The organism is Streptomyces sp. NP-1717, from assembly GCF_022695985.1.
Taxonomy (GTDB): Bacteria; Actinomycetota; Actinomycetes; order Streptomycetales; family Streptomycetaceae; genus Streptomyces.
In genome coordinates this window covers 1-25,480 of the sequence record NZ_JAAPBF010000013.1, presented here as the reverse complement: position 1 = coordinate 25,480, position 25,480 = coordinate 1, and the positions used below count along the sequence as shown (strand labels likewise).

Sequence of the window (25,480 nt, the reverse complement as noted above, 5' to 3'; positions counted from 1 at the left end):
GAGACCCCGGAGACAACGGTGCAATTCCACGACTCGATGATCAGTCTGGTTGGCAATACCCCGCTGCTGAAGCTGGGCAATGTGACCTCGGGCATCCAGGCGACAGTCCTGGCCAAGGTCGAATACTTCAATCCGGGCGGTTCGGTGAAGGACCGGATCGCCCTGCGCATGATCGAGGCGGCGGAGGAGAGCGGCGAACTCCGGCCCGGTGGCACCATCGTCGAACCGACGAGCGGCAACACCGGTGTCGGACTGGCGATCGTGGCCCAGCAGAAGGGCTACCACTGCATTTTCGTCTGCCCCGACAAGGTCTCGACGGACAAGATCAACGTGCTGCGGGCGTACGGCGCGGACGTCGTCGTCTGCCCCACGGCGGTCGACCCCGAGCACCCCGACTCGTACTACAACGTCTCCGACCGGCTGGTACGTGAGACTCCGGGCGCCTGGAAGCCCGACCAGTACAGCAACCCGAACAACCCGCGCTCGCACTACGAGACCACCGGTCCCGAACTGTGGGAGCAGACGGACGGGCGCATCACCCACTTCGTCACCGGTATCGGCACGGGCGGCACGATCAGTGGCACCGGCCGGTATCTGAAGGAGGTCAGCGAGGGGCGCGTCACGGTCGTCGGCGCCGACCCCGAGGGATCCGTCTACTCGGGCGGCTCGGGCCGGCCGTATCTGGTCGAGGGTGTCGGCGAGGACTTCTGGCCGAGCGCGTACGACCGGACCGTCACCGACGAGATCGTCGCCGTGTCCGACAAGGACTCCTTCCAGATGACGCGCCGCCTCGCCAAGGAGGAGGGCCTGCTGGTCGGCGGCTCCTGCGGCATGGCGGTCGTGGCGGCGCTGCGGGTCGCGGAGCGGCTCGGCCCCGACGACGTGGTGGTCGTGCTGCTGCCCGACAGCGGCCGGGGCTACCTCAGCAAGATCTTCAACGACGAGTGGATGAACGACTACGGCTTCCTGGAGCAGGCCGGGGACGCCCCGCGGGTCGGTGACGTCCTGCGGTACAAGGAGGGCGGCAGCCTTCCCTCCCTCGTCCATATGCATCCGGAGGAGACGGTCGGCCAGGCGATCGAGGTCCTGCGCGAGTACGGCGTCTCGCAGATGCCGATCGTGAAGCCCGGCGCCGGGCACCCGGACGTCATGGCCGCCGAGGTCATCGGCTCCGTCGTGGAGCGCGAACTGCTCGACGCGCTCTTCGCTCAGCGCGCCTCGCTCGGCGACCCGCTGGAGAAGCACATGTCGGGCCCGCTGCCGCAGGTCGGCTCGGGCGAGCCCGTGGCCGACCTGATGACCGCGCTGAGCGGCGCCAACGCCGCCGCGGCCGCGATCGTGCTGGTGGAGGGCAAGCCCACGGGCGTGGTGAGCCGTCAGGACCTGCTCGCGTTCCTCGCGAAGGATGCCAAGTAGGGCCGTGCGGGCCTTCGTGAAAGTGGTACCAGCGCGACATCTACGCGCAGCACGCGCTTAACACGGCTCGGCCACAGTAGGTGTTGTCGGCGTCAGTGATCTCCGGAGCGGCTCCCGGACCCACATGGACGCCCAGGACACGGTGCCGGTACTGACCCGGCCCCGGGTCCCTCGCGGGGACCGCCGTCGTCCCGCCCTCCGGAAACGGGGGTGCGGCGGTCCTCGCGACCAAACCCGTCAGCCATCGGCCGGTCCGCCCGCGGACCGGCCGATGGCGTGCGGCGGGGTCAGGACTCCCAGTCGGACGACTGCTTGGAATCGCGCGAGCGCCCGCGCGCCCACGGCACACCGCCGGCCGCCTGTGCCACGTTCACCCCGACGATGCCGAGCCAGGCCACGCACAGACCGGCGAAGTCGGCCTGCACCACGGCTATCGCGGAGAGCGGGATGGCCAGCACCAGCGAGATGACGCCGAAGCCGTACCGCGCGGCGAACGTCTCCTCGGCGGTGCGCGGGCGGGCGCCGCGGGCGACGACCATCTGCTGTTCGGCGAGCTGACGCCGGACACGGCGGTCGGTCGTGCTGTCGAGGCGCTGATCGAGCTTCTCCAGGAACGACTCGATGAGCGCGGACTCGTACTCCGGCCCCAGCTCTCGGCGGGCCTGAAGGGTGGCGTCGAGCTCTTTCTTGAGCTCAGGGTCGCGGGCTTCCATGACCCCAACGGTACGAAGCCGAGGGCCCCCGGAACACTGGGGTTATCCCCCCTCTTTACCTGCGGGGTCCCTCAGGCCGGCCGCCGTCGCGCTCCCCGCCGGGACAGCTCTTGCCGGGCTGCATATCGTCATGCAGAGTTCTCGTTGACTGAATACTTTGTCGATGCCCGGAGTCCCGAGGAGGGCGACACCCATGCCGGACGACCGTGCCGCCGTCCCCGTACACCCCGCCCTCGTCGTCCTCGACGGCCAGAGCCTCCCCGTCGCCGACATCGTCCGGCTGGCCGACGGGACCGCCCGGCCCGTGCCCGGTACCGATGCCATGAAGCGCGTCGAGCAGTCCTGGCACACCGCGCGCGAACTCGCCGCCTCCGGGCGGGTCTACGGGCGTTCCACCGGTGTCGGAGCCAACCGCACCGAGACCGTTCCCTCCGAAACCGCCGCCGACCACGGGCTGCGACTGCTGCGCAGCCACGCGGGCGCGATCGGGCGTCCGCTGCCCGCCCGTGAGGTCCGCGCCATGCTCGCGGTACGGGCCAACCAGCTCCTCGCCGGGGGCGCCGGACTGCGCCCCACCGTCGTCACCGCGCTCTGCGACGCACTGACCTCCGGCGCGCACCCGGTGGTCAACGAGTTCGGCTCGGTCGGCACCGGCGACATCGCCGCCCTCTCCCAGCTGGGCCTCGCCCTCGTCGGCGAACACCCGTGGCAGAGCGGCCCGCCGCCCGAGGCGCAGCCCCTCGACAACAACGACGCGCTCGCCCTCATCAGCAGCAACGCGCTGACGCTCGGTCAGGCCGCCCTCGCGCTGGATGAGTTGGGGCGTCTCATCACGGCCACCGAACTCGTCGCCGCGCTCTCGCTGCTCGCCGTCGACGGCAGTTACGAGACGTACGCCGAACCGGTCCACGCCGCGCGCCCGCACCCCGGCTCGTACGCCGTCGCCACCCGGATGCGGCACATCCTCGGCGCCCCCGAGCGCCCCACCCCGCCGCTCGGCCGTATCCAGGACCCGTACGGCTTCCGCTGCGTCCCGCAGATCCACGGGCCGGCCAGGGACGCCGCCGACGCGCTGGAGAGGGCGCTCGCCGTCGAGATCAACTCCGCCGCCGAGAACCCGCTGATCTGCCCCGGCACGGACGACGACCTGGCACCGGCCGCCTACCACCACGGCGGTTTCTACCTCGCCCAACTCGCCCTCGCCCTGGACCACTTCAGACTCGCGGTCACCCAGACCGCGCGGCTGTCCACCTCCCGGCTCTCCGCCCTGAACGAACCCGGCTTCACCCGGCTGCGCCCCTTCCTCGCCGACGCCGAGCCCGCCAGCTCCGGCGTGATGATCCTGGAGTACGCCGCCGGTGCCGCCCTCGGTGACCTGCGCGCCTTCTCCGCACCGGCCTCGCTCGGCCACGCGGTACTGTCCCGTGGGGTGGAGGAGCAGGCCAGCTTCGCCTCGCTGGCCGCGCGGCAGACGCTGCGGGCGTGCGAGGCGTACCGTCTCGTCGTCGGGTGCGAACTCGTCGCCGCCGTCCGGGCGTTGCGCCAGCGAGGGCTCCGGCCCGAGGCCGGACTGCCCGTCGGCAGAGCCTTCGTCCTCGCCGAGTCCGTACTGGACGCGGAGGTCGCCGACCGGCCGCTGACCGACGACGTGACGGCGGCGACTCGGCTGCTGGACCGACTCGCCACCACGGCGGACGACATGACACCCACGAGCACGGTGGGTGGCACCGGCATGACAGGCACCACAAGGGGGATCGCGTGAGCGACAGTCCGGCCGCCCGGCTCCAGCAGCTCTTCGAGGGGCACCGGCTCACGCCCACCCAGCGGCGCATCGCGCACAGCATGGTGCGCCGGGCCGCAGACGCGCCGTTCCTGTCCAGCGTCGAACTGGCGGAACTGGCCGGTGTCAGCCAGCCCTCGGTGACGCGTTTCGCCGTCGCGCTCGGCTTCGACGGCTACCCGGCGCTGCGCAGGCATCTGCGGGAGGTCGCGCCCGCCGGGCGGGCCGCGGGCACGTCCGAGTACAACGAGTACCAGCAGGCCGTACACGCCGAGTTGGAGAATCTGCGCCAGCTCGCCGAGCTGCTCGCCGATCCGGGACCGGTCGAGCGGGCCGGCCGCGTACTCGCCGCGTCCACCCCGCTGCCCGTCCTCGGTCTGCGCGCCGCCTCCGCCCAGGCCACGGGCTTCGCCTACTTCGCCGCCAAGGTCCATCCGGACATCCGGCTCCTCGACGAGGGCGGCACCATGCTCGCCGACCGGCTCGACGCCGCGCGCCGCGCCGGTGCGAGCGCGCTGCTCTGCTTCGCGCTGCCGCGCCATCCCAAGGAGGTCGTGGAGGCGCTGGACCACGCGCGCGAGGCCGGACTGTACGTGGTCACCGTCGCCGACTCCGCCTTCGCGCCCGTCGCCGCCCACAGCGACCTGCTGATCCCGGCGGCCGTCGGCACGGGCCTCGCCTTCGACACGGCGTGCGCGCCGATGCTCCTGGGGCGGGTGCTGCTGGAGGCGATGTGCGACGACCTGCCGGACGCGCAGGCGCGCCTGGAGGACTTCGACGCACGGGCCGCCGCCCGGGGCCTGTTCGTCGAATAGGGCCCTCCCGCTTCGCCGTTCTCAGGAAATGTTCAGGAAACGGCATTAATCTGCCCGCCAAAACTTCTGTGAGCTTCTGTGAAGAGGAGGCGGCCGTGGGGCGCGGAGGACAGCAGTCGCTGGCACGGGTGACGGTGATCGTGAGGGCCGGTGCGGCCCCGATGTGGTGGCTCGGGATCCTGGCCGCCGCGACCGGGGCGCTGATCCCCGGACTGACCGGCCGCTGGGTCGGGTTGTACACGGGGGCGGCGCTGTTCGTGCTGACCGCCGCGGCCGTCGCTTTCGGACGGCGCCGCCGCTACGACGGCTGGGCGAAAGCGGCCTCGCGCGCCGCGAAGTCCGACTACCTCCAGGACCGTTCGGTGACGCTGCGGGTCTGGCGGCGGGCCCGTGTGTGGTGGCTGGTGGGCGGGTTCCTCGCGGCCGTGGCCCTCTCGTTCGCCGTACCGGTCGCGGGTGGCGCGGCCCTCGCGGGCGCCGGCGCCGGACTGTGGCTCAAGGCCCTGCTGCTCGGCCGCGGTGAGCGCGCGAGGGAGGAACTGCTGTGGGTCCGCACCGACTGGGCCGGGCGTGGCAGCCCCGTCGGCGCGAAGGTCAAGGGCTTCCGTACGACCGGACTCGAAGCCGGGGACGCCGTGCCCGGTGGGGCGCGGCGCCCCCGCGACAAGAAGGCCGGGGGCGCCGGGCCGGTCAAGGCCGCCAAGGGCCCCAGGGCCGCCAAGGGCGCCGAGGCGGCCGGGCCCGTGAAGGCCGGGGAGGGGACTCCCGTCACACCTCCAGTTCGTTCTCGATCTTCTTGAGCTGGTGTCTGGCCATCGCCAGATTCGCCCGCTGCTTGTCCAGCGCCAGATAGAGGAACAGGCCGTTGTTCCCGCGCCCCTTCAGCAGCCGGAGCAGGTGGTACTGGCCGCCCAGGGTGATCAGGATGTCCTCGATCTCGTCCTTGAGACCCAGCATTTCCATGGTGCGCACCTTGGCGCGCACCACATCGGTGTTCCCGGCGGCGGCGACCGTCAGATCGAGGTCCTTGCCGCCGCCGACGGTGCCCAGCGCCATACCGCTGGTGTAGTCGACGAGGGCGGCCCCGACGGCGCCTTCGATGGAGGTCGTCGCTTCTTTGAGAGCCGCTTCGGTGTTGGCCATGAACGTCGCACTTCCTTTTCGTCTCTGGGTTGTCCGGGTCTGGGTTGTCCGGGGCCCGGTCGTACGGGCGGCGGGTGTTGGGGTGGGTGTTCTGCCGGCGGCCATGGGTCAGGCGTTCTCCGGTCGTTCGAGGGCGCTGTCGACCAGGGCCCCGATGCGGGCGCCGGACCGGCGGGCCTCCAGATGGAGCCGGCCGACGTTGATCCGCGGCTCGGCGAGCACGGTGAGGACGGCGGAGCCGCCGGCCGCGTACGTGGCCACATAGCCGCGCTCGCCCCTGATGAGCAGTTCGCGGAAGCCGCCCTGTCCCGTGCTGTCGGTCAGCCGCAGGGAGACGCCGAGCGCGGCGGCGGTCAGGGCGGCGACGCCCTCGGGCTCCGCGCCGGAGGCGCCCGCGCTCCCCGCGCCGGTCAGCTCCTCGGCGAGGACCAGACCGTCGGTGCTCGCGGCCAGCGCGCCCGTGAGCTGGGGGAGCCGGGCCCGCAGGCGCCGCAGCTCCCCGAGGACCTCGGCCTCCGCCGTCATCAGCTGTCTCCTCTCGCTGCGCAGCCGCAGGGCGCGTCTCACAGGTTTGCCTCCAACGCGTCACGGAGCCGGCGGAGCAGGGCGATGTCCGGGTCGGCCGAGACCTCGGCGATCCAGGCGGGAAGGACGGGGCGGGCGGGACGGCCCGCGCGGCCCGGGCGGGCCCCCGGCGGCGGATCGGGAGGCGTGTCGATCAGCCCGGCCGCCGCCAGTCGCCGTACCTCCAGGAGGGTGTGGAACGCGGGGCGGCCCAGGGCCCAGGCGATGCCCGCCGGGGTCCGTAAGCCGTCGGCCAGCTCCAGCAGCGCGCGCTGCCGGCGGGTGACCGACTGGCCGGGCGCGGGCGACCGGGGCACCACCGGCGCGGTGTCGACCGCCGGATACGGCCAGACCTGGTCGAGCAGCTCACGGCGGCGCAGCGTCTCGCGTTCGACGGCCGCCGCCGGGACGGGGCGCACCTGACCGATCCAGTGGCCGACGCCGTAGCGGAACCGGGTGGGGCCGCTGCCCGGCGCCAGCGCGAAGAACGCGGCGTCGTACAGCGCGCCGAGATGGCAGATCTCCAACTCACCGCCGCCGATCCGGCCGCTGTCGACGAGGTACCGCCCGACCTCGCGCCGGGCGCCCGCCTCGTCGATCGCCCGCTGCCACCCCTCGTGCGGCAGCCGGCCACCCGTGGTCAGCAGGATGTCGATGCCGGGCGCGGCGGGGCTCTCGGCGTGCACGACGCGCCCTTCGGCGAGATACAGGGTGCCGTGGTCGCGCAGGAGGGCGCCGGTGGCGCGCTCGTCGGCCAGCCGGAGCAGCATGGGCGAGACGGGGGAGGCGGAAGGGATCGGGGAGACGTGCGGTGCGACGGGAGCCGCCGTGTCGGCGTTCATGCGAGTACCAGCCGTTCGGCGAGCTGCTGGAGCCGGAGCCGGGCGAGAGCGAGGTTCCCCGTGTCCCGGTCGAGCCACAGATGGAGGAAGACGCTGCTGTCGAAGGTCGTCTCGACGAAACGCAGGACGTGGTAGCCGGTCCGGGAGGTGACGATCAGGTCCTCGACCGGCGGGCCCTTGCCGTCATCCGCCGCCTCCCGTGTCGCGGGGCCGGCCGGGGCGGGCGCGGGCCCGGCGTCCGGCGCGAACGCCGGGTACTCGGCGGCGGCCCGCGCCAGTTCGGCGGTCTCGGCGGCGGTCGTCTCGTGATCACCGTTGGGTGACTCGCCCGCCGTACCGAGCGCCAGGCCGCTGGTCCAGTCGACGATCGCCGCTCCGCGGGCGCCGGGCAGGGCCATGATCTCGTGCAGACATGCGTCGATTCCGGGCACGCGGACTTCCCTCCCAGCCGGTCGTGCGTAAGGCACCGTCGTGCGGCAGTGACGGAGAGATTACGCAACGTCCTTGGTGTGGAAGGGATTTCGGGCATTTTCCGTTGGAACATGCCCCGCGGGGATAGGGTCGGCGCACGGAGCGCCCGTGTGGGCGCCCCGTGCGCGGTGCTGCCCGCCCTACTTCGTCACCTCACCGCCGGTCTTGGCGTGGTCTTCCGAACGCGCCTTGAGCACCAGCTTGTTGACCGCCCACAGCGCGATGCCGATCGCGAGCAGCACGCCGGCCCTGACGTAGACGTCGGCCGCGCGGTCGGCGAGCGGACTGGCCAGGATCAGCGCGGTGACGGCGCCCAGCACGGGCACGATCGTCGGCGCGCGGAAGTGCTTGTGCGGGACCGGGTCGCGGCGCAGTACGAGCGCGGCGACGTTGACGACGAAGAACACGCACAGCAGCAGGAACGACGTCGTGTCGCCGAGTCCCTGGATCTCACCGGTCGACACCAGTCCGATGGCCAGGACGGACACGAAGACGATGCCGACGACGGGCGTACGGCGCGCGGGGAGCACCCGGCCCATGGCCTTGGGCAGGATGCGTTCGTTGGCCATCCCGTAGCAGAGCCGCGAGGCCATCATGATGTTGATCAGCGCGGAGTTGGTGACGGCGAAGAGCGCGATCAGCGCGAAGAGTTTCGGTGGGAAGTCGACCCCGCCGGCCTTCACGACCTCCAGCAGCGGGCCGCTGGAGCCCCCCAGGGTCTTGTGGTCGACCAGGAGCGACGAGACGAGGGCGACCAGGACGTAGATGGTGCCGGTGACCGTGACGCCGATGAAGATCGCGCGCGGGAACGTACGGCTCGGGTCCTTCGTCTCCTCGGCCATGTTGACCGAGTCCTCGAAGCCGACGAAGGCGAAGAAGGCGAGGGCCGTCGCCCCGAGCACCCCGGTCATCAGGGAGAAGCCGGTGCCGCTCGCCTCGAAGTCGGTGAGCCGCGACGGTTCGCCGTCGCCGGACATGACGGCGTACGCGCCGATGCCGAGGATGATCGCCAGACCGCTCAACTCGACGAGTGTGAGTACCACGTTGGTCTTCACGGACTCCGAGACACCGCGCAGGTTCAGCGCGGCGAGCGCGAGGATGAACAGGATCGCGATCAGGGTGGGCGGCACCGCGTCGGTGAACTCCGCCAGGTAGTCGCCGCTGAACGCGCGGGCCGCGGCGCTCGCCGACGACAGGCCCGAGCACATCACCATGAAGGCGACGATGAAGGTCAGGAACGGGACCTTGAACGCCTTCTGCGTGTAGAGCGCGGCGCCGGCCGCCTTCGGGTACTTGCCGACGAGTTCCACGTACGAGGCGGCCGTCAGGACCGCGACGACGAAGCCGATCGCGAACGGCACCCAGAGCGCGCCGCCGACGCGGCCGGCGACCTGGCCGGTGGTCGCGTAGATGCCGGTGCCCAGGATGTCGCCGATGACGAAGAGGATGAGCAGTTTGGGGCCGAGGGCGCGTTTGAGTTCGGGCGTCTCGCCGGGCGGTGCCGGTGCCGGTGCCGCTGTGTCCGACGCCGTCGGTGTTTCGGATGCGGACATGGAATGACCTTCCCCCGATCGATGGTGGGAAGTGTTCTGCCCGGTGCGGCCGGTCTGATTCCTCTCCCGTCCCGCTCCGCCCCCCATTCGCCTCAACCGGGCCCGGTGGTCAGTCCCGCACGAGCGCGTCCGGGTGCCCGCCGCCCGACTCGGCGACGATCTCCGCCACGGTCTGCGGCGCCCGTACGGTGGCGAACCGCACGCCCCGCGCCGCCCTGTCCGTGTCCGTCGGGATGTCCGTGCCGGTGGGCGTCCCCGTGTCCGTCGCCGGCGCCGTGAAGCCGTAGACGCCGGGCCGGGCGAGGCTGTTGTACGCGTAGTGGTTGGCGAAGTAGTACGCGCCGGTGTCCAGCGCCGCGACGAGATCGCCCCGCTCCAGCAGCGGCAGGGGCCGGTCCGTGGCCAGCACGTCGCCCGCGAAGCACGCCGGGCCCGCGATGTCCTGGGCGACGTCCGGGCCGTCCTTGGGCCGGCCCTCGGCACCGTACGCGGCGATGCGCAGCGGCCACGACTCCGGGTTGTAGACGGTGCGGGTGGCGACCTGCACGCCCGCGTGGGTGACGGCGATGGGACGGCCGCCGGCGGACTTCGCGTACTCGACGCGGGCCAGCACCGTGCCGTGCTTGGCGAGCAGGGAGCGGCCGAACTCGGTGACGAGCCCGTAGCGGCCGTCGAACAGGCCGGGGACGGTGGACTTCAGCAGCCGCGCGTACTCGGCGTGGGTGGGGGTCTCGTCGTCGGAGGCGAAGTTGACCGGGAGGCCGCCGCCGATGTCGACGGTGTCGACCTGCTGCCGGCCGGCCGCCGCGTTGATCTCCTCGGCCAGCTCGTAGACGGCGCGGACGCCCTCCGCCATCAGGGCGAGCGGGACGCCCTGGGAACCGGAGTGGGCGTGCAGCCGGGTCAGCCAGGGCCGGTCCAGGTACGCCTGTACGACCCACGCGCGGGCACCCTCGTCGCGCAGCGCGACGCCGAACTTCGAGGTCGCCGTCGCCGTCGACAGGGCGCCGATGGAGCCGCTGCCGGTCTGCGGGTTGACCCGCAGACCGATCGGGGAGCGGGTGGGCGCCGAGCGCGCGAGCGAGTCGAGGCGGGTGAGCTCCTGCGGGTTGTCGGCGTTGACGGCGATACCGAGCGCCAGCGCCTCGCGCAGTTCGGCGGGCGTCTTGGCGGGCGAGTCGAGGACGGTGCTCCCGGCCGGGATCCCGGCGGCGCGGGCCAGCCCCAGCTCGCCGGGGCTCGCGACCTCGGCGCCGATGCCCTCGGCGTGCAGCAGGCGCAGGACGGGAACGAGGGGCGACGCCTTCACGGCGAAGGCGTGCAGCACGCGGGTGCCGGGTGCGCCGACGGCGGCGAACGCGGCGTGCAGCGCGGCGGCCGAGGCGCGGATGCCCGCCACGTCGAAGAGCGCGACGACGGGGGCGGCCTCGGTGAGGAGCCCCTGCTCGACGGCCGCCCGTACGGCGAGATCGCGCCTGCCGGCGGCTCGCGCTCGCCCCTGTCCCTCGGAGTCGTCGCCTGCTTCCGCGTCCCTGCCGGTGTACTCGACCATGCGTGTCAGCCAATCATCCGGCCGCCGGTTACTCCACTGTTGACTACATCTATTCACCCGGCGAGGATGTGAATAGTTTGACCAACAGTGGAGCAGCGACGGAGGAGGCACCGCCATGTCAGGACCCCGGCCCGTACGGGCACCGCGCGGTACGGAACTGAGCGCCCTGGGATGGCAGCAGGAAGCCGCCCTCCGCATGCTTCAGAACAACCTCGATCCCGAGGTCGCCGAACACCCCGACCAGCTCGTCGTCTACGGCGGCACGGGCAAGGCCGCCCGGGACTGGCGCTCGTTCGACGCGATGACGCGCACGCTGCGGACCCTGAAGCAGGACGAGACGATGCTCGTCCAGTCCGGCCGCCCGGTGGGCGTCATGCGGACCCACGAGTGGGCGCCGCGCGTGCTGATCGCCAACTCCAACCTCGTCGGCGACTGGGCCAACTGGGAGGAGTTCCGCCGGCTGGAACAGCTCGGCCTCACCATGTACGGCCAGATGACCGCGGGCTCCTGGATCTACATCGGCACGCAGGGCATCCTCCAGGGCACCTACGAGACGTTCGCGGCCGTCGCCGCCAAGAGGTTCGGCGGCACCCTCGCGGGAACGATCACGCTCACCGCCGGGCTCGGCGGGATGGGCGGCGCGCAGCCGCTGGCCGTCACCATGAACGACGGCGTCGCGATCTGCATCGACTGCGACCCGCGCGCCATCGAGCGCCGTATCGAGCACCGCTTCCTGGACGTGCGGGCCGACTCCCTGGAGCACGCGCTCCAGCTCGCCACCGAGGCCCGTGACGCACGCAGGCCGCTGTCGATCGGGCTGCTCGGCAACGCGGCGGAACTGCTGCCCCGGATGCTCGCGCAGGGCGCGCCGATCGACATCGTCACCGACCAGACGTCGGCGCACGACCCGCTGGCCTATCTGCCGCTCGGCGTCGACTTCGACGACATGGCGTCGTACGCCGCGGAGAAGCCGGCCGACTTCACGCTGCGGGCCCGCGAGTCCATGGCGCGGCACGTGGAGGCGATGGTCGGCTTCATGGACGCGGGGGCCGAGGTCTTCGACTACGGCAACTCCATCCGGGGCGAGGCCCAACTGGCTGGATACGACAGGGCGTTCGCCTTCCCCGGGTTCGTACCCGCGTACATCAGGCCGCTGTTCTGCGAAGGGCGGGGACCGTTCCGCTGGGCGGCGCTGTCCGGGGAGGCGTCGGACATCCACAAGACCGACAAGGCGATCCTGGAGCTCTTCCCCGAGGGCGACTCCCTCCAGAACGCGTCCCTGCACCGCTGGATCAAGATGGCCGGCGAACGCGTCCACTTCCAGGGTCTGCCCGCGCGCATCTGCTGGCTCGGCCTCGGCGAGCGCGACAAGGCCGGTGAGCGCTTCAACGACATGGTCGCGAGCGGGGAACTCGCCGCGCCGGTCGTCATCGGCCGCGACCACCTGGACGCCGGATCGGTCGCGTCCCCGTACCGCGAGACCGAGGCGATGCTCGACGGCTCGGACGCGATCGCGGACTGGCCGCTGCTGAACGCCATGGTGAACGTCGCCTCCGGCGCCACCTGGGTCTCCGTCCACCACGGCGGGGGTGTCGGCATGGGCCGCTCGATCCACGCCGGCCAGGTGACGGTCGCGGACGGCACGGAACTGGCCGGCGAGAAGATCCGCCGCGTCCTGACGAACGACCCGGCCATGGGCGTCATCCGCCACGTCGACGCGGGCTACGACCTCGCGGAGTCCGCCGCCGCCGACCGCGGTGTCCGCGTCCCGATGCGGGAGGGCGAGTGACGACGCCGGGCGCCCCCGGCCCGTCCCCCGCCCCGGACGGGCGCCCGGCCGCGCCGACGGCCTCGGACCACGCTTCGGGCGCTGCGGCGGCGGGGCGGGACGCCGACGCCGGGGCCGGAGCCCCGGGCGCCGGGCCCGGCGCGGGTTCCGGGCGATCCCTGCCGGGCGGTCGGGCGGCCGGCCCGGCGCCGGACGCCAGGCCGGTTCCTGCCGGGGTGTCCTTCCAGGAGATGTGGCGGGAGCTGGCGCCCATCGGGCGGGACGCCGGAACTCGCGGGTACCGGCGTTACGCCTGGAGCGGTGCGGACCGGGACTGCCGGGAGTGGTTCCGGGGGCAGGCCGAGGCGCGCGGGCTGGTGTACGAGACCGACCGGAACGGCAATCAGTGGGGGTGGCTCGGTGACCCCCACGGCGGGGACGCCGTCGTCGTCGGATCGCATCTGGACTCCGTGCCCGACGGCGGCGCCTTCGACGGGCCGCTCGGCGTGGTGTCCTCCTTCGCCGCCCTCGACGAACTCCGCCGCAGAGGCGTCCGGTTCACCCGTCCGGTCGCCGTCACCAACTTCGGTGACGAGGAGGGCGCCCGCTTCGGGCTCGCCTGCGTCGGCTCCCGGCTGACCGCCGGACAGCTCGGTGTCGCGCAGGCCCACGCCCTGTGCGACGGCGACGGCGTCCCGCTGCCGCGCGCCATGGAGGCCGCCGGATACGACCCGGACGCCATCGGACCCGACCCCGAACGCCTCGCCCGGATCGGCGCGTTCGTCGAGCTGCACGTCGAGCAGGGGCGCGCGCTCGACCTGACCGGTGACCCCGTCGGTATCGCCTCCTCCATCTGGCCGCACGGCCGCTGGCGCTTCGACTTCCACGGCGAGGCCAACCACGCGGGCACCACCCGCCTCGCCGACCGCCGCGACCCGATGCTCAGCTACGCGCAGACCGTCCTCGCCGCCCGCCGCGAGGCGGAACTCGCCGGTGCCCTCGCCACCTTCGGCAAGATCGCCGTCGAGCCCAACGGTGTCAACGCCATCCCCTCCCTGGTACGCGGCTGGCTCGACTCCCGCGCCGCAGACCAGGCCACCCTGGACACCGTCGTCACCGCGATCGAGGCGGCGGCCCACGAGCACGCCGAACGCGCGGGCATCGACCTGCGCGTCGTACGGGAGTCCTTCACGCCCGTCGTCGAATTCGCGCACACCCTGCGCGACGAACTCGGCAGGATCCTCGGCGGCGGGATCCCTGTGCTGGGCACGGGTGCCGGTCACGACGCGGGTATTTTGTCCGGATCCATTCCGACCGCCATGCTGTTCGTACGGAACCCCACCGGCGTCTCGCACTCCCCGGCCGAGTTCGCGGCCGAGGACGACTGCGTGGCCGGGGTCCTCGCACTCGCCGACGTACTGGAAGGGCTGGCGTGCACGTGACCACGTACTGGCTGGAGCACGCCTGGCTCGGCACGCACGTCGAACCCGGCGTGAGCGTGACCGTCGCCGACGGCCGGATCACCGGCGTCCGCACCGGGGACGACACCCCGCCGCCCGGCGCCACCGTCCTGCGCGGGATCACGCTCCCCGGCCTCGCCAACACCCACTCGCACGCCTTCCACCGCGCGCTGCGCGGCAAGGTCCAGGTCGGCTCCGGCACCTTCTGGACCTGGCGCGAGATGATGTACCGGGCCGCGGCCAGGCTCACCCCGGACAACTACCACGCGCTCGCCCGCGCCGTGTACGCCGAGATGGCGCTGGCCGGTATCACCTCCGTCGGCGAATTCCACTATCTGCACCACGCCCCCGGCGGAACGCCCTACGACGATCCCAACGCGATGGGCGAGGCGCTGATCGCCGCCGCCGCCGACGCCGGGATCCGGATCACCCTCCTCGACACCGCCTATCTCTCCTCCGGCATCTCCAAGCGCCGCGGCGGCAAGCCCCCGGACCGGCACCAGGTCCGCTTCTCCGACGGCACCGCGCACGCCTGGGCGGAACGCGTGTCCGACCTCGCCGCCCGGTACGCCAAGGACGACGGCCTCGTGCGGATCGGCGCCGCCATCCACTCCGTACGCGCCGTGCCCGCCGAGCAGCTGTCCACCGTCGCCGAATGGGCCGAGGACCGGCAGGCCCCGCTCCATGTCCATCTCTCCGAACAGACCGCCGAGAACGACGCCTGCCTCGCCACGCACGGCCGCACCCCCGCCGCGCTCCTCGCCGACCACGGCGTCCTCGGCCCCCGCACCACCGGTGTCCACAACACCCACCTCACCGACGACGACATCACCCTGCTGGGCTCCACCCGCACCGGCACCTGCATGTGCCCCACCACGGAACGCGACCTCGCCGACGGCATCGGCCCCGCCGCGCGCCTCCAGCAGGCCGGCTCCCCGCTGTCGCTGGGCAGCGACAGCCACGCCGTGATCGACATCCTCGAAGAGGCCCGCGCCCTGGAACTCAACGAACGCCTGCGCTCCCGCACGCGCGGCCACTGGACGGCCGCCGCGCTCGTCACCGCCGCCACGGCCGACGGTCACGCGGCCCTCGGCAGGCCCGACGGGGGCCGGATCGAGCGGGGAGCGCTCGCCGACCTCGTCACCGTCGCCCTGGACTCCGTCAGAACAGTGGGGCAAGTACCCCGACTGGCCGCGGAGACCGCCGTATTCGCCGCGACGGCCGCCGACGTGCGCCACACGGTCGTCGCCGGCCGCCATCTCGTACGCGACGGTGCGCACACCCTGATCCCCGACGTACCAGAAGCCCTCGCCCGGTCCATCGCGGCCGTACGCGGCTGAAGGAGAGCGCCCCCACGATGACGCCCACCAACGCGCCCACCACCGCCGTCACCAACATCGCCGCTCTGGTCACCAACGATCCCTCCCTCGGTGACGGATCCCCCATCGGTCTGATCCAGGACGCGGCCGTCGTCATCGGCGGCGACCGTGTCATCTGGGTCGGTGAGTCAAGCAAAGCACCCGCCACTGACAACGCGGTCGACGCGGGCGGCCGGGCCGCCGTCCCCGGCTTCGTCGACTCCCACTCCCACCTCGTCTTCGCGGGCGACCGCACGCAGGAGTTCAACGCCCGCATGTCGGGCCGCCCCTACTCCGCCGGCGGCATCCGCACCACCGTCGCCGCGACCCGCGCCGCCACCGACGACGAGCTGAGCGCCAACGTCGCGAAGTACCTCGCGGAAGCGCTCCGCCAGGGCACCACCACCCAGGAGACCAAGTCCGGCTACGGCCTCACCGTCGCCGACGAGGCACGCGCGCTGCGCGTCGCGGCCCGGCACACGGACGAGGTCACCTACCTCGGCGCCCACATCGTCGCGCCCGAACTCGCCGACGACCCCGCCGCCTACGTCGCACTCGTCACCGGCGACATGCTCGACGCCTGTGCCCCGTACGCCCGTTGGGTGGACGTCTTCTGCGAGAAGGGCGCCTTCGACGGCGACCAGGCCCGCGCGATCCTCACCGCCGGCCGGGCGAAGGGCCTGGTCCCGCGCGTGCACGCCAACCAGTTGTCGTACGGGCCCGGCGTCCAGCTCGCCGTCGAGCTGGACGCCGCGTCCGCCGACCACTGCACCCACCTCACCGACGCGGACGTCGACGCGCTCGCCCACTCCCGCACGGTCGCCACGCTGCTGCCCGGCGCCGAGTTCTCCACCCGCGCCCAGTGGCCGGACGCCCGTCGCCTGCTCGACGCGGGCGCCACCGTCGCGCTGTCCACCGACTGCAACCCCGGCTCGTCCTTCACCTCGTCGATGGCCTTCTGCATCGCCCTCGCCGTACGCGACATGGGGATGACACCCGACGAGGCGATCTGGTCGGCCACGGCGGGCGGCGCCGCCGCGCTGCGCCGCACCGACGTCGGACGCCTCGTCCCCGGCGCCCGGGCCGACCTCGTCCTGCTCGACGCCCCGAGCCATGTCCATCTCGCCTACCGGCCGGGAGTCCCGCTGACACACGCGGTCTGGAAGGCCGGCGAACGCGTGCGTTAGGGCCTGACTTCAAAGTAGCGCCGTCCGCCCGCAGGGTGGGCCAGGCGGGACTTTGAAGACAGGCCCTAGGGATCCGGAACGCGCGAACCCCGGCGGCGGGCAAGGGACTTGCCGCGCCGCCGGGGTCCGTGAGCGGATGGAGCCGGGGTGTTACGCGTTCACCGACCACTTCTGGTTGGGGGCGCCCGTACACGTCCAGATCTGCGCCCGCGCCCCGTTCACCGAACTGCCGCCGGTCACGTCCATGCACTTGTTCGCCTGGATGTTCACGACATCGTTGGCGCCCGACACGGCCCAGCGCTGATTACCCGTGCCCGCGCAGTCCCAGAGCTGGAGCTGCGCGCCGTCGGCGGTGCTGTTGTCCTTCACGTCCAGGCACTTGCCGAGCGCCCGCAGCGAGTCGTTGGCGCCCCTGCTCCACTGCTGCGCGGCGGAGCCGTTGCAGTCGTAGAGCTGAACGGCCGTCCCGTTGGCGGGATTCGCCCCCGCGACGTCCAGGCACTTGCCGCCGAGACCGGTGATCGAGCCGCCCGTGCCCCCGCCGCCGTCGGTGGTGACCCGCACGTAGTCGACGGTCAGTGTGCTCGGGAAGGGTGTGCTGCTGTTGGGGTCGCCGGGCCAGTAGCCGCCGACGGCCAGGTTGAGGATCAGGAAGAACGGCTTGTTGAACACCCATTCCCGGCCGCCCAGATCGGCGGGCGTACGGGTCTGGAAGACGTTTCCGTCGACCGACCAGCGGATGGAGTTGGGCGACCAGTCGATGGCGAAGGTGTGGAAGGCGTCGGCGAACGCCTGGCCGCCGGGGAGGCTGTAGCCGGCGCCGATGCCGCCGGAGCCCGAGTAACCGGGGCCGTGCAGGGTGCCGTGCACCGTGCCGGGCTCGAAGCCGACGTTCTCCATGATGTCGATCTCGCCGCTGTTGGGCCAGCCGACCTGGCCCATGTTGTTGCCGAGCATCCAGAACGCGGGCCACATGCCCTGGCCGCGCGGGATCTTCATACGGGCCTCGACCCGGCCGTACTGTGCCGTGAACTTGCCGGCCGTGTTGAGCCGGGCGGAGGTGTACTCGCAACGGCCGTACCAGCACTGGTAGTTGCCGGGGTTGTTCTTGCGGGCGGTGATGACGAGATTGCCCTGGCCGTCGAGGGCGGCGTTGTTGTTGCCCGGCGTGTAGTACTGCCGTTCGTGGTTGTTGACGTTGTCGCCGGTCTCGATCTGCCATCTACCGCTGTTGACGGCCGATCCGGCGGGTCCGTCGAAGTTCTCGTCGAACGTCACGGCCATGGGCGCGGCGCTCGCGGCGCCGGTACGGGGCTCGGGGGAGGGCGCCGCCGCTCCGGCGGGCACGGCGGTGGCCACGCTCGTACAGCAGAGGAGAGCCAGGGCGTACAGCATCACACGACGCCGCAGGGGGGTTCGCACAGGTCATCACTTCACTTCGTGTGGAGGCATGAGCATGACATTCGGGACAACGGAACACGGAGTTCGACGCGGTTATTTCAATACTTGATTTAAGGGAGGGCGGGTGGGGCCGTCAAGGCGTTGGTATGGACCAAAGTCCTGACGGCTCGTCACCGACTGCCACCGGGGCGGCCTCCGGCGCCCCGGCCAACTACCCCAGAGTCACCGGAAGTTGCTGCACGCTGTTGCCCACGAAGCTCGCGTGGCGCGGCAGTTCCGCCTCCGTGACCGCGACGTCCAGGTCCGGGAAGCGCGTGAACAGCCGCTCCAGCGCGATCGTCGCCTCCATCCGGGCCAGCGACGACCCCAGACAGAAGTGGGCGCCGTGCCCGAGCGAGAGATGACGGGTGGCGGGCCCCGTGTACCTGGTGAGGTCGAACACGTCCGCGTCCGCGCCGTGCGCGGCCTTGTCGCGGCCCGCCGCCGAGTAGCCCGCGAGGACCGGCGTCCCCTGCGGGATCACCGTGCCGTCCACGGTCAGGTCCCGGGTCGGGTAGCGGAACGGGAAGAAGCTCACCGGGCTGTCCCAGCGCAGGGTCTCCTCGACCACGTCCGCCCAGCTCGCCTTGCCGTTCTGGACGAGTTCGAGCTGATCGCGGTGGCGGCACAGCGCGCGCACCGCGTTGGTGATCAGGTTCAGCGTCGTCTCGTGCCCCGCGATGATCATCAGAAGCAGGGTGCCGATGAGTTCGTGCCCGCTCAGCCGGTCGCCGTCCTCCTCGCGCACCGCGATCAGCGCGCTCGTCAGGTCCTCGCCGGGCCGCTCGGTACGGGAGGCGGCCACCGCGCCCAGTACGGCCACGATGTCCCGGTTGGCCGCCATCGCGTCCTCGGGGGAGATGTCGGTCGCGACGATCTGGTTCGACAGATGGTGCAGCTGGTCCTGGTACTGCGGGTCCACGCCCAGCAGTTCACAGATCACGCCCATCGGCAGCGGCAGCGCGAAGTGCTCGCGGAGATCGACGGCGTGCCCCCCGTCCTTGGCGCCGGCCGCCTCCAGACCGTCCAGCAGCTCCGCCGTCACCTCCTCCACCCGGCCGCGCAGGGCCTCCACCCGCCGCGTCGTGAACGCCTTGCTCACCAGTGAGCGCAGCCGCCGGTGGTCGTCGCCGTCCGCCGTCGTCATGCCCTGCACGGTGGCGAACGTCTTCAGCGGCCATCCGTCGGGGATCAGCCCTTCCTGGAGGGCGGTGAAGTGTGTGGCGCCCTTCGCGACATCGGGGTGCGACAGGAACTCCTTCAGCGCGTCGTGCCCGATGACGGCCATGGCCTCGACGTCGCCGGGGAGTACGACGGGGGCCACCGCGCCCCGCGCGAGCAGGCGCGCGTTGGCGGCGTGCGGGCAGCCGCCGGCCGGATCCATCCGGTGCGGGGCCGCGGCGGAAACGTCCGGGGACGTGTCGGGGGTCGTGCTCGGCTCGGGGCTCAACAGGCTCTCCTCAATTCCGCGTCGCCCGCGGGTCACGCGGCAACTGCGGCTCGGTGAAGCGGACGGGCAGGGCCGCCAGGCCCTTGCTCCAGGGCGACTTGATCCAGGCCAACTCGCTCTCGGGGACGGCCAGTTCGAGATCCGGCAGCCGGTGCCTGATCGTGTCGACCGCGGTTCGCGTGATCAGCCTGGCCGGGTCCTGGGCCGGGCAGGTGTGCGGCCCGGCCCCGAACGCCAGATGGGACCGGTTGCCGACGACGGGCGTACCGTCCTCCGGCAGGATGTCGGGGTCGGCGTTCGCCGCCGCCAGACCGAGGATCAGCATGTCCCCGGACCGGATGTCACGGCCGCCGAAGCGCAGATCGCGGGTGGCGTACCGGGCGGGGAAGTTCTGTGTCGGCGGGAAGCGCCACAGCACCAGGTCCAGCGCGTCGTCGACACTCAGATGACCGCCGCTGAGCGAGGACCGGAACGCGGGGTCGCACAGCAGGATGCGCAGGGTGGTGGCGATCCAGTTCACCGTGGTCTGGTTGCCCGCGACGAACATCACCACCAGGTTGTGCAGCACCTCCTCGTCCGTCAGCCGCGCCGGATGGTGCAGCAGCGCGGACGTGACGTCATTGCCGGGACGGTGCCGCTTCTCCTCGATCAGGGCGAGCAGGATCGCGCCCATCCGCTTGCTGGCGTCGGCGGAGTCGGCGTTCGCCACGACCAGCCCCGCGATCGCCTGGACGAGCTTCTCCCCGGTCGGCCCGTCGAGCCCGAGCAGACCGGTGATCACCATCAGCGGCAGCTTGCGCGCGTAGTCGGACACCAGATCCGCCTGCCTGCCGTCGGCGAACTCCGCGATGAGCCGCTCGGCCGTCGCCCGTACGCCGCGCCGCAGTTCGTGACCGTTGATCCGGCCGAGCGCGTCCGACACGGCCGCCCGCATCCGGCGGTGCTGTTGACCGTCGGCGAACAGCAGCGCCGGCCGCCAGCCGACCATCGGCAGGATCGGCGAGTCCGCTGGCACCCGGCCCTCGCGCAACAGGCTCCAGCGGCGCGGGTCGTGCGAGAAGTCCTGCTCCTCACGGGTCAGCCGCAGCACCTCGCGGTGCCCGAGCACCAGCCACGCCTCGATGCCCGGCGCGACGGTGACGGGGGCCACCGAACCGTGCTCGGCGCGCAGCCGCTCGTACAGGCGCGGCATCCCGTCACCGTCGAGCTGGTCCCCGTAGATCGCCGTCGCGGGCGAGTCCGGCGACAGCGGCGTGGGCGCGTACCCGTTCCCGTGCGCGGGTGCCGGGGTGGGCGTGGGCGTGGTCATGTGGACTCCGTGGTCATGCGGGCTCCGTCGTCATGAGGACTCGGCGGCGAGGACGAGGTGGCGTACGAGGGCGATGAGCGCCATGACCGAGGACCGCTCGTCCCGCGCGTCGCAGGAGACCAGCGGTGTCTCCGGCAGCAGGTCGAGCGCCGCGCGCAGTTCGCCGTCGCTGTGCAGGGGGCTGCCCGGGAAGACGTTGACGGCGACCGCGAACGGCAGCCCCAGGTCCTCCAGATGACCGAGCGCGTCGAACGACGCCGTCAGGTCGCGGGTGTCCACGAGGGCGAGCGCGCCGAGCGCGCCGTGCGCCAGATCACGCCAGGCGGGCAGGAAGCGCTGCTGCCCCGGCGTACCGAAGAGGTAGAGGACCAGCTCGCCGTCGAGTGTCATACGGCCGAAGTCCAGGGCGACCGTGGTGGTGGCCTTGGTCCGGTCGACCGGTACGTCCACCGAGGCGCCGGCCCGGGTCATGACCGCCTCGGTGCTGAGCGGTTTGATCTCGGAGACCGTACCGATGAACGTCGTCTTGCCGACGCCCAGCGGCCCGACGACCATGATCTTGGCCGCGCCGGCGACGCTGGACCTGACGTACTTGCCGGCCGTGTCGACCTGGCCGGCGGCGGTGTCGCCGGCGGTGTTCAGCGCGGACGCCTCGGCCTCAGAGGCGGCTTTCGAGGCCATGGAGGACCTTTCTCAGCATGGTCACATCGGCACGTTCGGCCGGCGGTATGGGCGGACGGGTGACGATGAGTCCCCAGTCGATGAGATCGGCGAGCAGCACCTGGACGACGGAAGCGGGCTGGCCGAGATGGGCCGACACCTCGGCCACCGACAGCAGCCCCTGACAGTGCGTCAGTATCGTCCGGTGCTCGGGCTGGAGCGTCGTCGGCGGGTCCGCTTCCCTGGCCACCACCAGCGACTCCAGGGACAGTGGCTCGCCGCCGGCGTCCGTCCTGCCACCCGTGATCACGTACGGGCGTACCGCCGACGTGGTGGCCCGGTCGTCGGAACGCTCCGTCATGACGACGGGCTCACCGGATCCCGGGGCTGGCTGCTCAGGTGGCTGCCGATCTTCACGACGAGGAGCTGCATCTGCTGGGCCACCAGGCCCACATCGGCGTCGGTCTCGGTCGCGGCGCCCAACTGCGCGCCCACGCCCGCCGACGTGAAGAGGATGAAGCCGTGGTCGGACTCCAGCATCAGCTGCCGTACACCCGCTCCGCCGCCGAACATCAGTCCCGCCGTCGACCGGCCCGTCATGGTCAGCGCGGCGGACGCGGCGGCGAGCGATTCCGCCTCCGCGACGCTCAGTTCGGACACGGCGCCCTTCAGATTCTCGGCGGACGCGTGGCCGAGCCGCAGCCCGTCCTCGGAGACGACCACCGCGTGTCTGACCCCGGGGATGTCCGTCAAGGGGCGGAGCATCCATCCCAGGTCGGGCAGTCGGGAGATCGTTCCGGTCACTCTTCCGGTCACTGCCGGCCTCCGTCGTGTTGGTCGGGCACTTCGGTGTCCTGGACGGCCTCGGCACGGCCACGACGCGAGCCGGACAGCACGCTGGTGATCGAGGCGCGCGCCGCTTCGGGGGTCCAGGGGCGGTCGGGCGGTGCCTGCTGCGGCTGCTGCTCCTGCGCGTCCCGCTCCTGCGTCCGGTCCTGGTCCGCTGCGGTGGCGGGGGTCCGGCGCCGGCTGCGGCGGCGCGGCAGCGCGCCGGGCTCGTCCTCCGCGGGTACGGCGACGCCCGGCCGCTCGTGCTCGCGTTCGCCGCCCGACGGCGAAGCGCCCGCGGACGACTTTCGCGCCACCGGGTCGCCCGCCGTCGCGGGCGCCGTCTCCCGTACCGGCACCGGCTCCGCCGGGAAGTGCGACAGCGGTTCGGTCAGCAGCCGGTGCGGTACGAAGGTGACGGCCCGGGTCCCGCCGTACGCCGACGCCCCCGTCAGCTCCACGTTGAAGCCCATCTCCCGGCTCCAGCGCCCCACGCACGCCAGCCCAAGCCGGGGCACGGCCCCGAGCCGTGTCAGGTCCAGCTCGTCCCTGAGCTGGGACATCGCCTGGTGCAGTACGTCCGGCGGCATACCGAGGCCCGCGTCGTCGATCTCCACGACGGCCCCCGCGCCCACCTCGCGGATCGTCACGATCACCTGTGTGCGGGAGGGCGAGAACACGGTCGCGTTCTCCAGGAGTTCGGCGATCGCGTGCATCAGCCCCTCGACGGCCGGGGGCACCACGAACAGCGTCTGCCCGCCGTGCACCTCCACCCGCCCGAACTCCACGATCCGCGACTGTGCGCCGCGCACGCAGTCGTACAGGGAGACCGGCTGCGACTCGCGCCTGGCCGGCCAGATCCCGCACATCACCAGCAGTGTCTGGGCCTTGCGGGTCATCTGCGAGGCCGCGTGGTCGGCCTTCATCACGTCCGCCATCAGACGCGGGTCGTCGATGGCGCGCTCCACGTGGTCGAGCACCTGCTGCTGCACCGTGGCCATCGCGTGCATGTTGCGGGCGACCGACTCGAAGGCCGTCTGCACCGAGTCGCGCAGCCCGCGCTCGCGCCGTACACCCTCGTCCGAGCCGAGCGCGGCGACAACCGCGGCCAGCGCCCGCGCGAAGTCCTCGCCGGTGTCGGCCTCGGGGGCGACAGGTCCGGGGACTCCGTCCAACCGCCGTCCCGTGCGCACCCGTTCGGCGATGGCGGGGACACGTACGGCGGCCAGATGGGCCACCTCGGCGCCCCGCGCGGTCGCGGTCCGCCGCTCCCGGTCCCGCTCGGCGCGCTCCGCGCCCAGCCGCCGGTGCAGCACCAGGACCCAGGCCACGAGCAGCACCGCCAGGGCCGCGCAGGCGCTCGCGAGTGTCTGTCGCCACTCCGCCGTGGACGCCTGTCCGATCAGCACCGCGGCGACGGCGGCGGCCACGAGGGCCCCCAGCCACCAGAGCGCCTGTTGTTTCCGTCTGTTCGGCTGCCGGCTCAACACGGTGACCCCGACATGGCAGGCGTGGCTAGGGCTGACACGGGGACCGGGCCTCTTCCAGGGACTCGTCGGACACGTGGGGGTGGCGAGGGTTGATCGACTCGCGTGATCGTGAGCACCCAGATACTACGAGCAATAAGCGTGATTAGGGCAGGAGTTGCGCAACTCCTGTCACTCGACGGCACGAGCCGGGCACCATCCGCACACGTGCCGGAGACCGGCCGCCGGGCATATGTGCTGGCCGCGCGTGTGAACCCGTCCCGCACACCGGAATCCCCCACCTCACCCGCCCCGTGTACAGGTCGCTCCGCGATGTCGGTCGCGTTTCGTATCCGTCATGACATGGCCGACTGGCCCTGTACCGGAGTGATTTGGCCCGGTACCGTCCTGTTCGAGTGACCGGGGGGTCGAGTTGAGCGACGTACGTGTACGTGGCGGGGCAGCCGCGCGCATCCGGGTGATGCGGCCGGGGGCGCTGGACGCGGGCCACATCGAACGCTGGCGGGAGTTACGGGCGCTGTCCGGCACGCCCGCCAACCCGTTCATGGAACCCGAGTTCACCCGGGCCGTCGGACGCGTCCGGCCGGGCGCCCGGGTCGCGGTCGTCGAGGGGGCGGGAGATACCGTCTTGGGCTTCTTCCCGTACGAGAGAGGGCCGTTGGGGCAGGGCCGTGCGATCGGGCTCGGGGTGTCCGACTGCCAGGGGCCGGTGCTGGCCCCCGAACACGGCCTCACCGCACGGGAGTTGCTGCGCGCCTGCTCGCTCGCCAGCTGGGAGTTCGACAACCTCGAAGCGGGACAGACGCTGTTCGCCCCGGACGCCACCGAGGAGTTCGACTCCCCTGTCCTCGACATCGGCCAGGGGTACGCGGCGTACGAGAAGGCCCTGCGCGCCGGATCGCCCAAGTTCTTCCGGACGACGACCGCCAAGGAACGCAGACTGGCCCGGCAGGCCGGCGAGGTCAGATTCGTCTTCGACGAGCGCGACCCGGCGGCGCTGCGCACGCTCATGGAGTGGAAGTCGGCGCAGTACCGCAGGACGGGCCGCCGCGACCGCTTCGCGAAGGAGTGGATCAGCACGCTGGTACGGCAGTTGGCGGCCGACCACACTCCCGGGCGCACGCCCGGCTGCTCGGGGGTGCTCTCCGTCCTGTACGTCGGGGACCGCCCGGTCGCCGCGCACTTCGGGCTCCGCTCGCGCACGGTCCTCTCCTGCTGGTTCCCCGCGTACGACACCGACTTCGCCAAGTACTCGCCGGGTCTCGTCCTTCATCTGCGGATGGCCGAGGCCGCGGCCGGCGCCGGGATCCGCCTGCTGGACCTGGGACGCGGCGCCGCCGAGTACAAGGACGCGCTCAAGACCGGGAACCTGCGGGTCGGTGAGGGGGCCTCGGTGAGGCCGGGGCCACGGGCCGCCCTGTACCGGCTCGGCCGCGAACCGTCGCGCCGCGCGCACAGCTTCGTACGGAACCGGCCCAGGCTGGCCGGATACGCCCAACGCGCCCTGAACCAGGTGGGCCGGCTCCGGGACCGGTGACCGGCGAGTCGTACGCAGCGCACACGAGCGGAGGCATGATGCCGCACACTCCGAGCACGTCCCCTCGACCGACCTCGACGCCGAAGCCGGGTCCGCGTTCGCCGCTCCGCGACATCGGCGTGGCAGACCTGGATCTGGACCTGGATC

At 72.2% G+C, this 25,480-nt stretch carries 22 protein-coding genes and 1 pseudogene; 9 read left to right on the top strand and 14 right to left on the bottom strand.

What is annotated here, in order from left to right:
• Positions 1 to 18: 18 nt before the first annotated feature.
• Positions 19 to 1,416, top strand: a complete 1,398-nt coding sequence (locus GXP76_RS04735; RefSeq protein ID WP_242570133.1) for a cystathionine beta-synthase — start codon at positions 19 to 21, stop codon at positions 1,414 to 1,416.
• Between the two features lie 287 nt (positions 1,417 to 1,703).
• Here the strand turns inward: GXP76_RS04735 and GXP76_RS04730 are convergent, their stop codons facing one another.
• On the bottom strand, positions 1,704 to 2,129 hold the full coding sequence (locus GXP76_RS04730; protein ID WP_242570132.1) for a hypothetical protein: 426 nt from the start codon (positions 2,127 to 2,129) through the stop codon (positions 1,704 to 1,706).
• 193 nt (positions 2,130 to 2,322) lie between these two features.
• Between GXP76_RS04730 and GXP76_RS04725 the strand changes: the two genes are divergently transcribed.
• From GXP76_RS04725 to GXP76_RS04715, 3 genes and pseudogenes are all read left to right on the top strand, one after another.
• A complete protein-coding gene (locus GXP76_RS04725) occupies positions 2,323 to 3,891 on the top strand; it encodes an aromatic amino acid ammonia-lyase (RefSeq protein ID WP_242570131.1) in 1,569 nt (522 codons plus the stop codon).
• Positions 3,888 to 4,724, top strand: coding sequence for a MurR/RpiR family transcriptional regulator (locus GXP76_RS04720; protein ID WP_242570130.1), 837 nt, complete (start codon positions 3,888 to 3,890; stop codon positions 4,722 to 4,724). The genes GXP76_RS04725 and GXP76_RS04720 overlap by 4 nt, the downstream gene beginning before the upstream one ends.
• A gap of 95 nt (positions 4,725 to 4,819) precedes the next feature.
• Positions 4,820 to 5,386, top strand: a pseudogene (locus GXP76_RS04715) (hypothetical protein); the annotation flags it as partial.
• 106 nt (positions 5,387 to 5,492) lie between these two features.
• Here GXP76_RS04715 and GXP76_RS04710 read toward each other — a convergent pair.
• The 6 genes from GXP76_RS04710 to GXP76_RS04685 all read right to left on the bottom strand — a co-directional run bounded on the left by GXP76_RS04710 (position 5,493) and on the right by GXP76_RS04685 (position 10,849).
• Positions 5,493 to 5,867, bottom strand: a complete 375-nt coding sequence (locus tag GXP76_RS04710) for a hypothetical protein (RefSeq protein WP_242570129.1) — start codon at positions 5,865 to 5,867, stop codon at positions 5,493 to 5,495.
• A gap of 108 nt (positions 5,868 to 5,975) precedes the next feature.
• Positions 5,976 to 6,434 carry a roadblock/LC7 domain-containing protein gene (locus tag GXP76_RS04705; protein WP_242570128.1) on the bottom strand — a complete coding sequence of 153 codons (459 nt, stop codon included), beginning with the start codon at positions 6,432 to 6,434 and terminating at the stop codon, positions 5,976 to 5,978.
• Complete coding sequence (locus GXP76_RS04700; RefSeq protein WP_242570127.1) at positions 6,431 to 7,273, bottom strand: transcriptional regulator; 843 nt, start codon at positions 7,271 to 7,273, stop codon at positions 6,431 to 6,433. Before GXP76_RS04700 ends, GXP76_RS04705 begins: the two co-directional genes overlap by 4 nt.
• Positions 7,270 to 7,704 carry a hypothetical protein gene (locus tag GXP76_RS04695; RefSeq protein WP_242570126.1) on the bottom strand — a complete coding sequence of 145 codons (435 nt, stop codon included), beginning with the start codon at positions 7,702 to 7,704 and terminating at the stop codon, positions 7,270 to 7,272. Before GXP76_RS04695 ends, GXP76_RS04700 begins: the two co-directional genes overlap by 4 nt.
• A 180-nt stretch (positions 7,705 to 7,884) precedes the next feature.
• Positions 7,885 to 9,297, bottom strand: coding sequence for an APC family permease (locus GXP76_RS04690; protein WP_242570125.1), 1,413 nt, complete (start codon positions 9,295 to 9,297; stop codon positions 7,885 to 7,887).
• A 109-nt stretch (positions 9,298 to 9,406) separates the two neighbouring features.
• Positions 9,407 to 10,849, bottom strand: a complete 1,443-nt coding sequence (locus GXP76_RS04685; RefSeq protein ID WP_242570124.1) for a diaminopimelate decarboxylase — start codon at positions 10,847 to 10,849, stop codon at positions 9,407 to 9,409.
• A gap of 115 nt (positions 10,850 to 10,964) precedes the next feature.
• On the opposite strand from GXP76_RS04685, the gene hutU reads away from it, so the two are divergent.
• The 4 genes from hutU to hutI all read left to right on the top strand — a co-directional run bounded on the left by hutU (position 10,965) and on the right by hutI (position 16,622).
• A complete protein-coding gene (gene hutU / locus GXP76_RS04680; protein ID WP_242570123.1) occupies positions 10,965 to 12,638 on the top strand; it encodes a urocanate hydratase in 1,674 nt (557 codons plus the stop codon).
• A 230-nt stretch (positions 12,639 to 12,868) separates the two neighbouring features.
• Entirely contained in the window at positions 12,869 to 14,059 is a 1,191-nt protein-coding gene (locus GXP76_RS04675; protein WP_242570168.1) for an allantoate amidohydrolase, read from the top strand.
• A complete protein-coding gene (locus tag GXP76_RS04670) occupies positions 14,050 to 15,417 on the top strand; it encodes a formimidoylglutamate deiminase (protein WP_242570122.1) in 1,368 nt (455 codons plus the stop codon). Before GXP76_RS04675 ends, GXP76_RS04670 begins: the two co-directional genes overlap by 10 nt.
• Positions 15,418 to 15,434: 17 nt before the next feature.
• Positions 15,435 to 16,622 (top strand): imidazolonepropionase, encoded by a 1,188-nt coding sequence (gene hutI / locus GXP76_RS04665; protein ID WP_242570121.1) that lies wholly within the window; start codon positions 15,435 to 15,437, stop codon positions 16,620 to 16,622.
• A 150-nt stretch (positions 16,623 to 16,772) separates the two neighbouring features.
• Here the strand turns inward: hutI and GXP76_RS04660 are convergent, their stop codons facing one another.
• From GXP76_RS04660 to GXP76_RS04630, 7 genes are all read right to left on the bottom strand, one after another.
• Positions 16,773 to 18,017 (bottom strand): family 16 glycosylhydrolase, encoded by a 1,245-nt coding sequence (locus GXP76_RS04660; protein WP_242570120.1) that lies wholly within the window; start codon positions 18,015 to 18,017, stop codon positions 16,773 to 16,775.
• 217 nt (positions 18,018 to 18,234) lie between these two features.
• Positions 18,235 to 19,446, bottom strand: coding sequence for a cytochrome P450 (locus GXP76_RS04655; protein ID WP_242570167.1), 1,212 nt, complete (start codon positions 19,444 to 19,446; stop codon positions 18,235 to 18,237).
• 76 nt (positions 19,447 to 19,522) lie between these two features.
• Complete coding sequence (locus GXP76_RS04650) at positions 19,523 to 20,821, bottom strand: cytochrome P450 (protein ID WP_242570119.1); 1,299 nt, start codon at positions 20,819 to 20,821, stop codon at positions 19,523 to 19,525.
• Between the two features lie 30 nt (positions 20,822 to 20,851).
• A complete protein-coding gene (locus GXP76_RS04645) occupies positions 20,852 to 21,502 on the bottom strand; it encodes an ATP/GTP-binding protein (protein WP_374359820.1) in 651 nt (216 codons plus the stop codon).
• Positions 21,480 to 21,842 (bottom strand): DUF742 domain-containing protein, encoded by a 363-nt coding sequence (locus GXP76_RS04640; RefSeq protein WP_242570118.1) that lies wholly within the window; start codon positions 21,840 to 21,842, stop codon positions 21,480 to 21,482. The genes GXP76_RS04645 and GXP76_RS04640 overlap by 23 nt, the downstream gene beginning before the upstream one ends.
• On the bottom strand, positions 21,839 to 22,285 hold the full coding sequence (locus GXP76_RS04635) for a roadblock/LC7 domain-containing protein (RefSeq protein WP_242570165.1): 447 nt from the start codon (positions 22,283 to 22,285) through the stop codon (positions 21,839 to 21,841). Before GXP76_RS04635 ends, GXP76_RS04640 begins: the two co-directional genes overlap by 4 nt.
• Before the next feature lie 8 nt (positions 22,286 to 22,293).
• Positions 22,294 to 23,796, bottom strand: a complete 1,503-nt coding sequence (locus GXP76_RS04630) for an ATP-binding protein (protein ID WP_242570117.1) — start codon at positions 23,794 to 23,796, stop codon at positions 22,294 to 22,296.
• A gap of 460 nt (positions 23,797 to 24,256) precedes the next feature.
• On the opposite strand from GXP76_RS04630, the gene GXP76_RS04625 reads away from it, so the two are divergent.
• Complete coding sequence (locus tag GXP76_RS04625) at positions 24,257 to 25,333, top strand: GNAT family N-acetyltransferase (RefSeq protein ID WP_242570164.1); 1,077 nt, start codon at positions 24,257 to 24,259, stop codon at positions 25,331 to 25,333.
• The last annotated feature ends 147 nt before the right edge of the window (positions 25,334 to 25,480 follow it).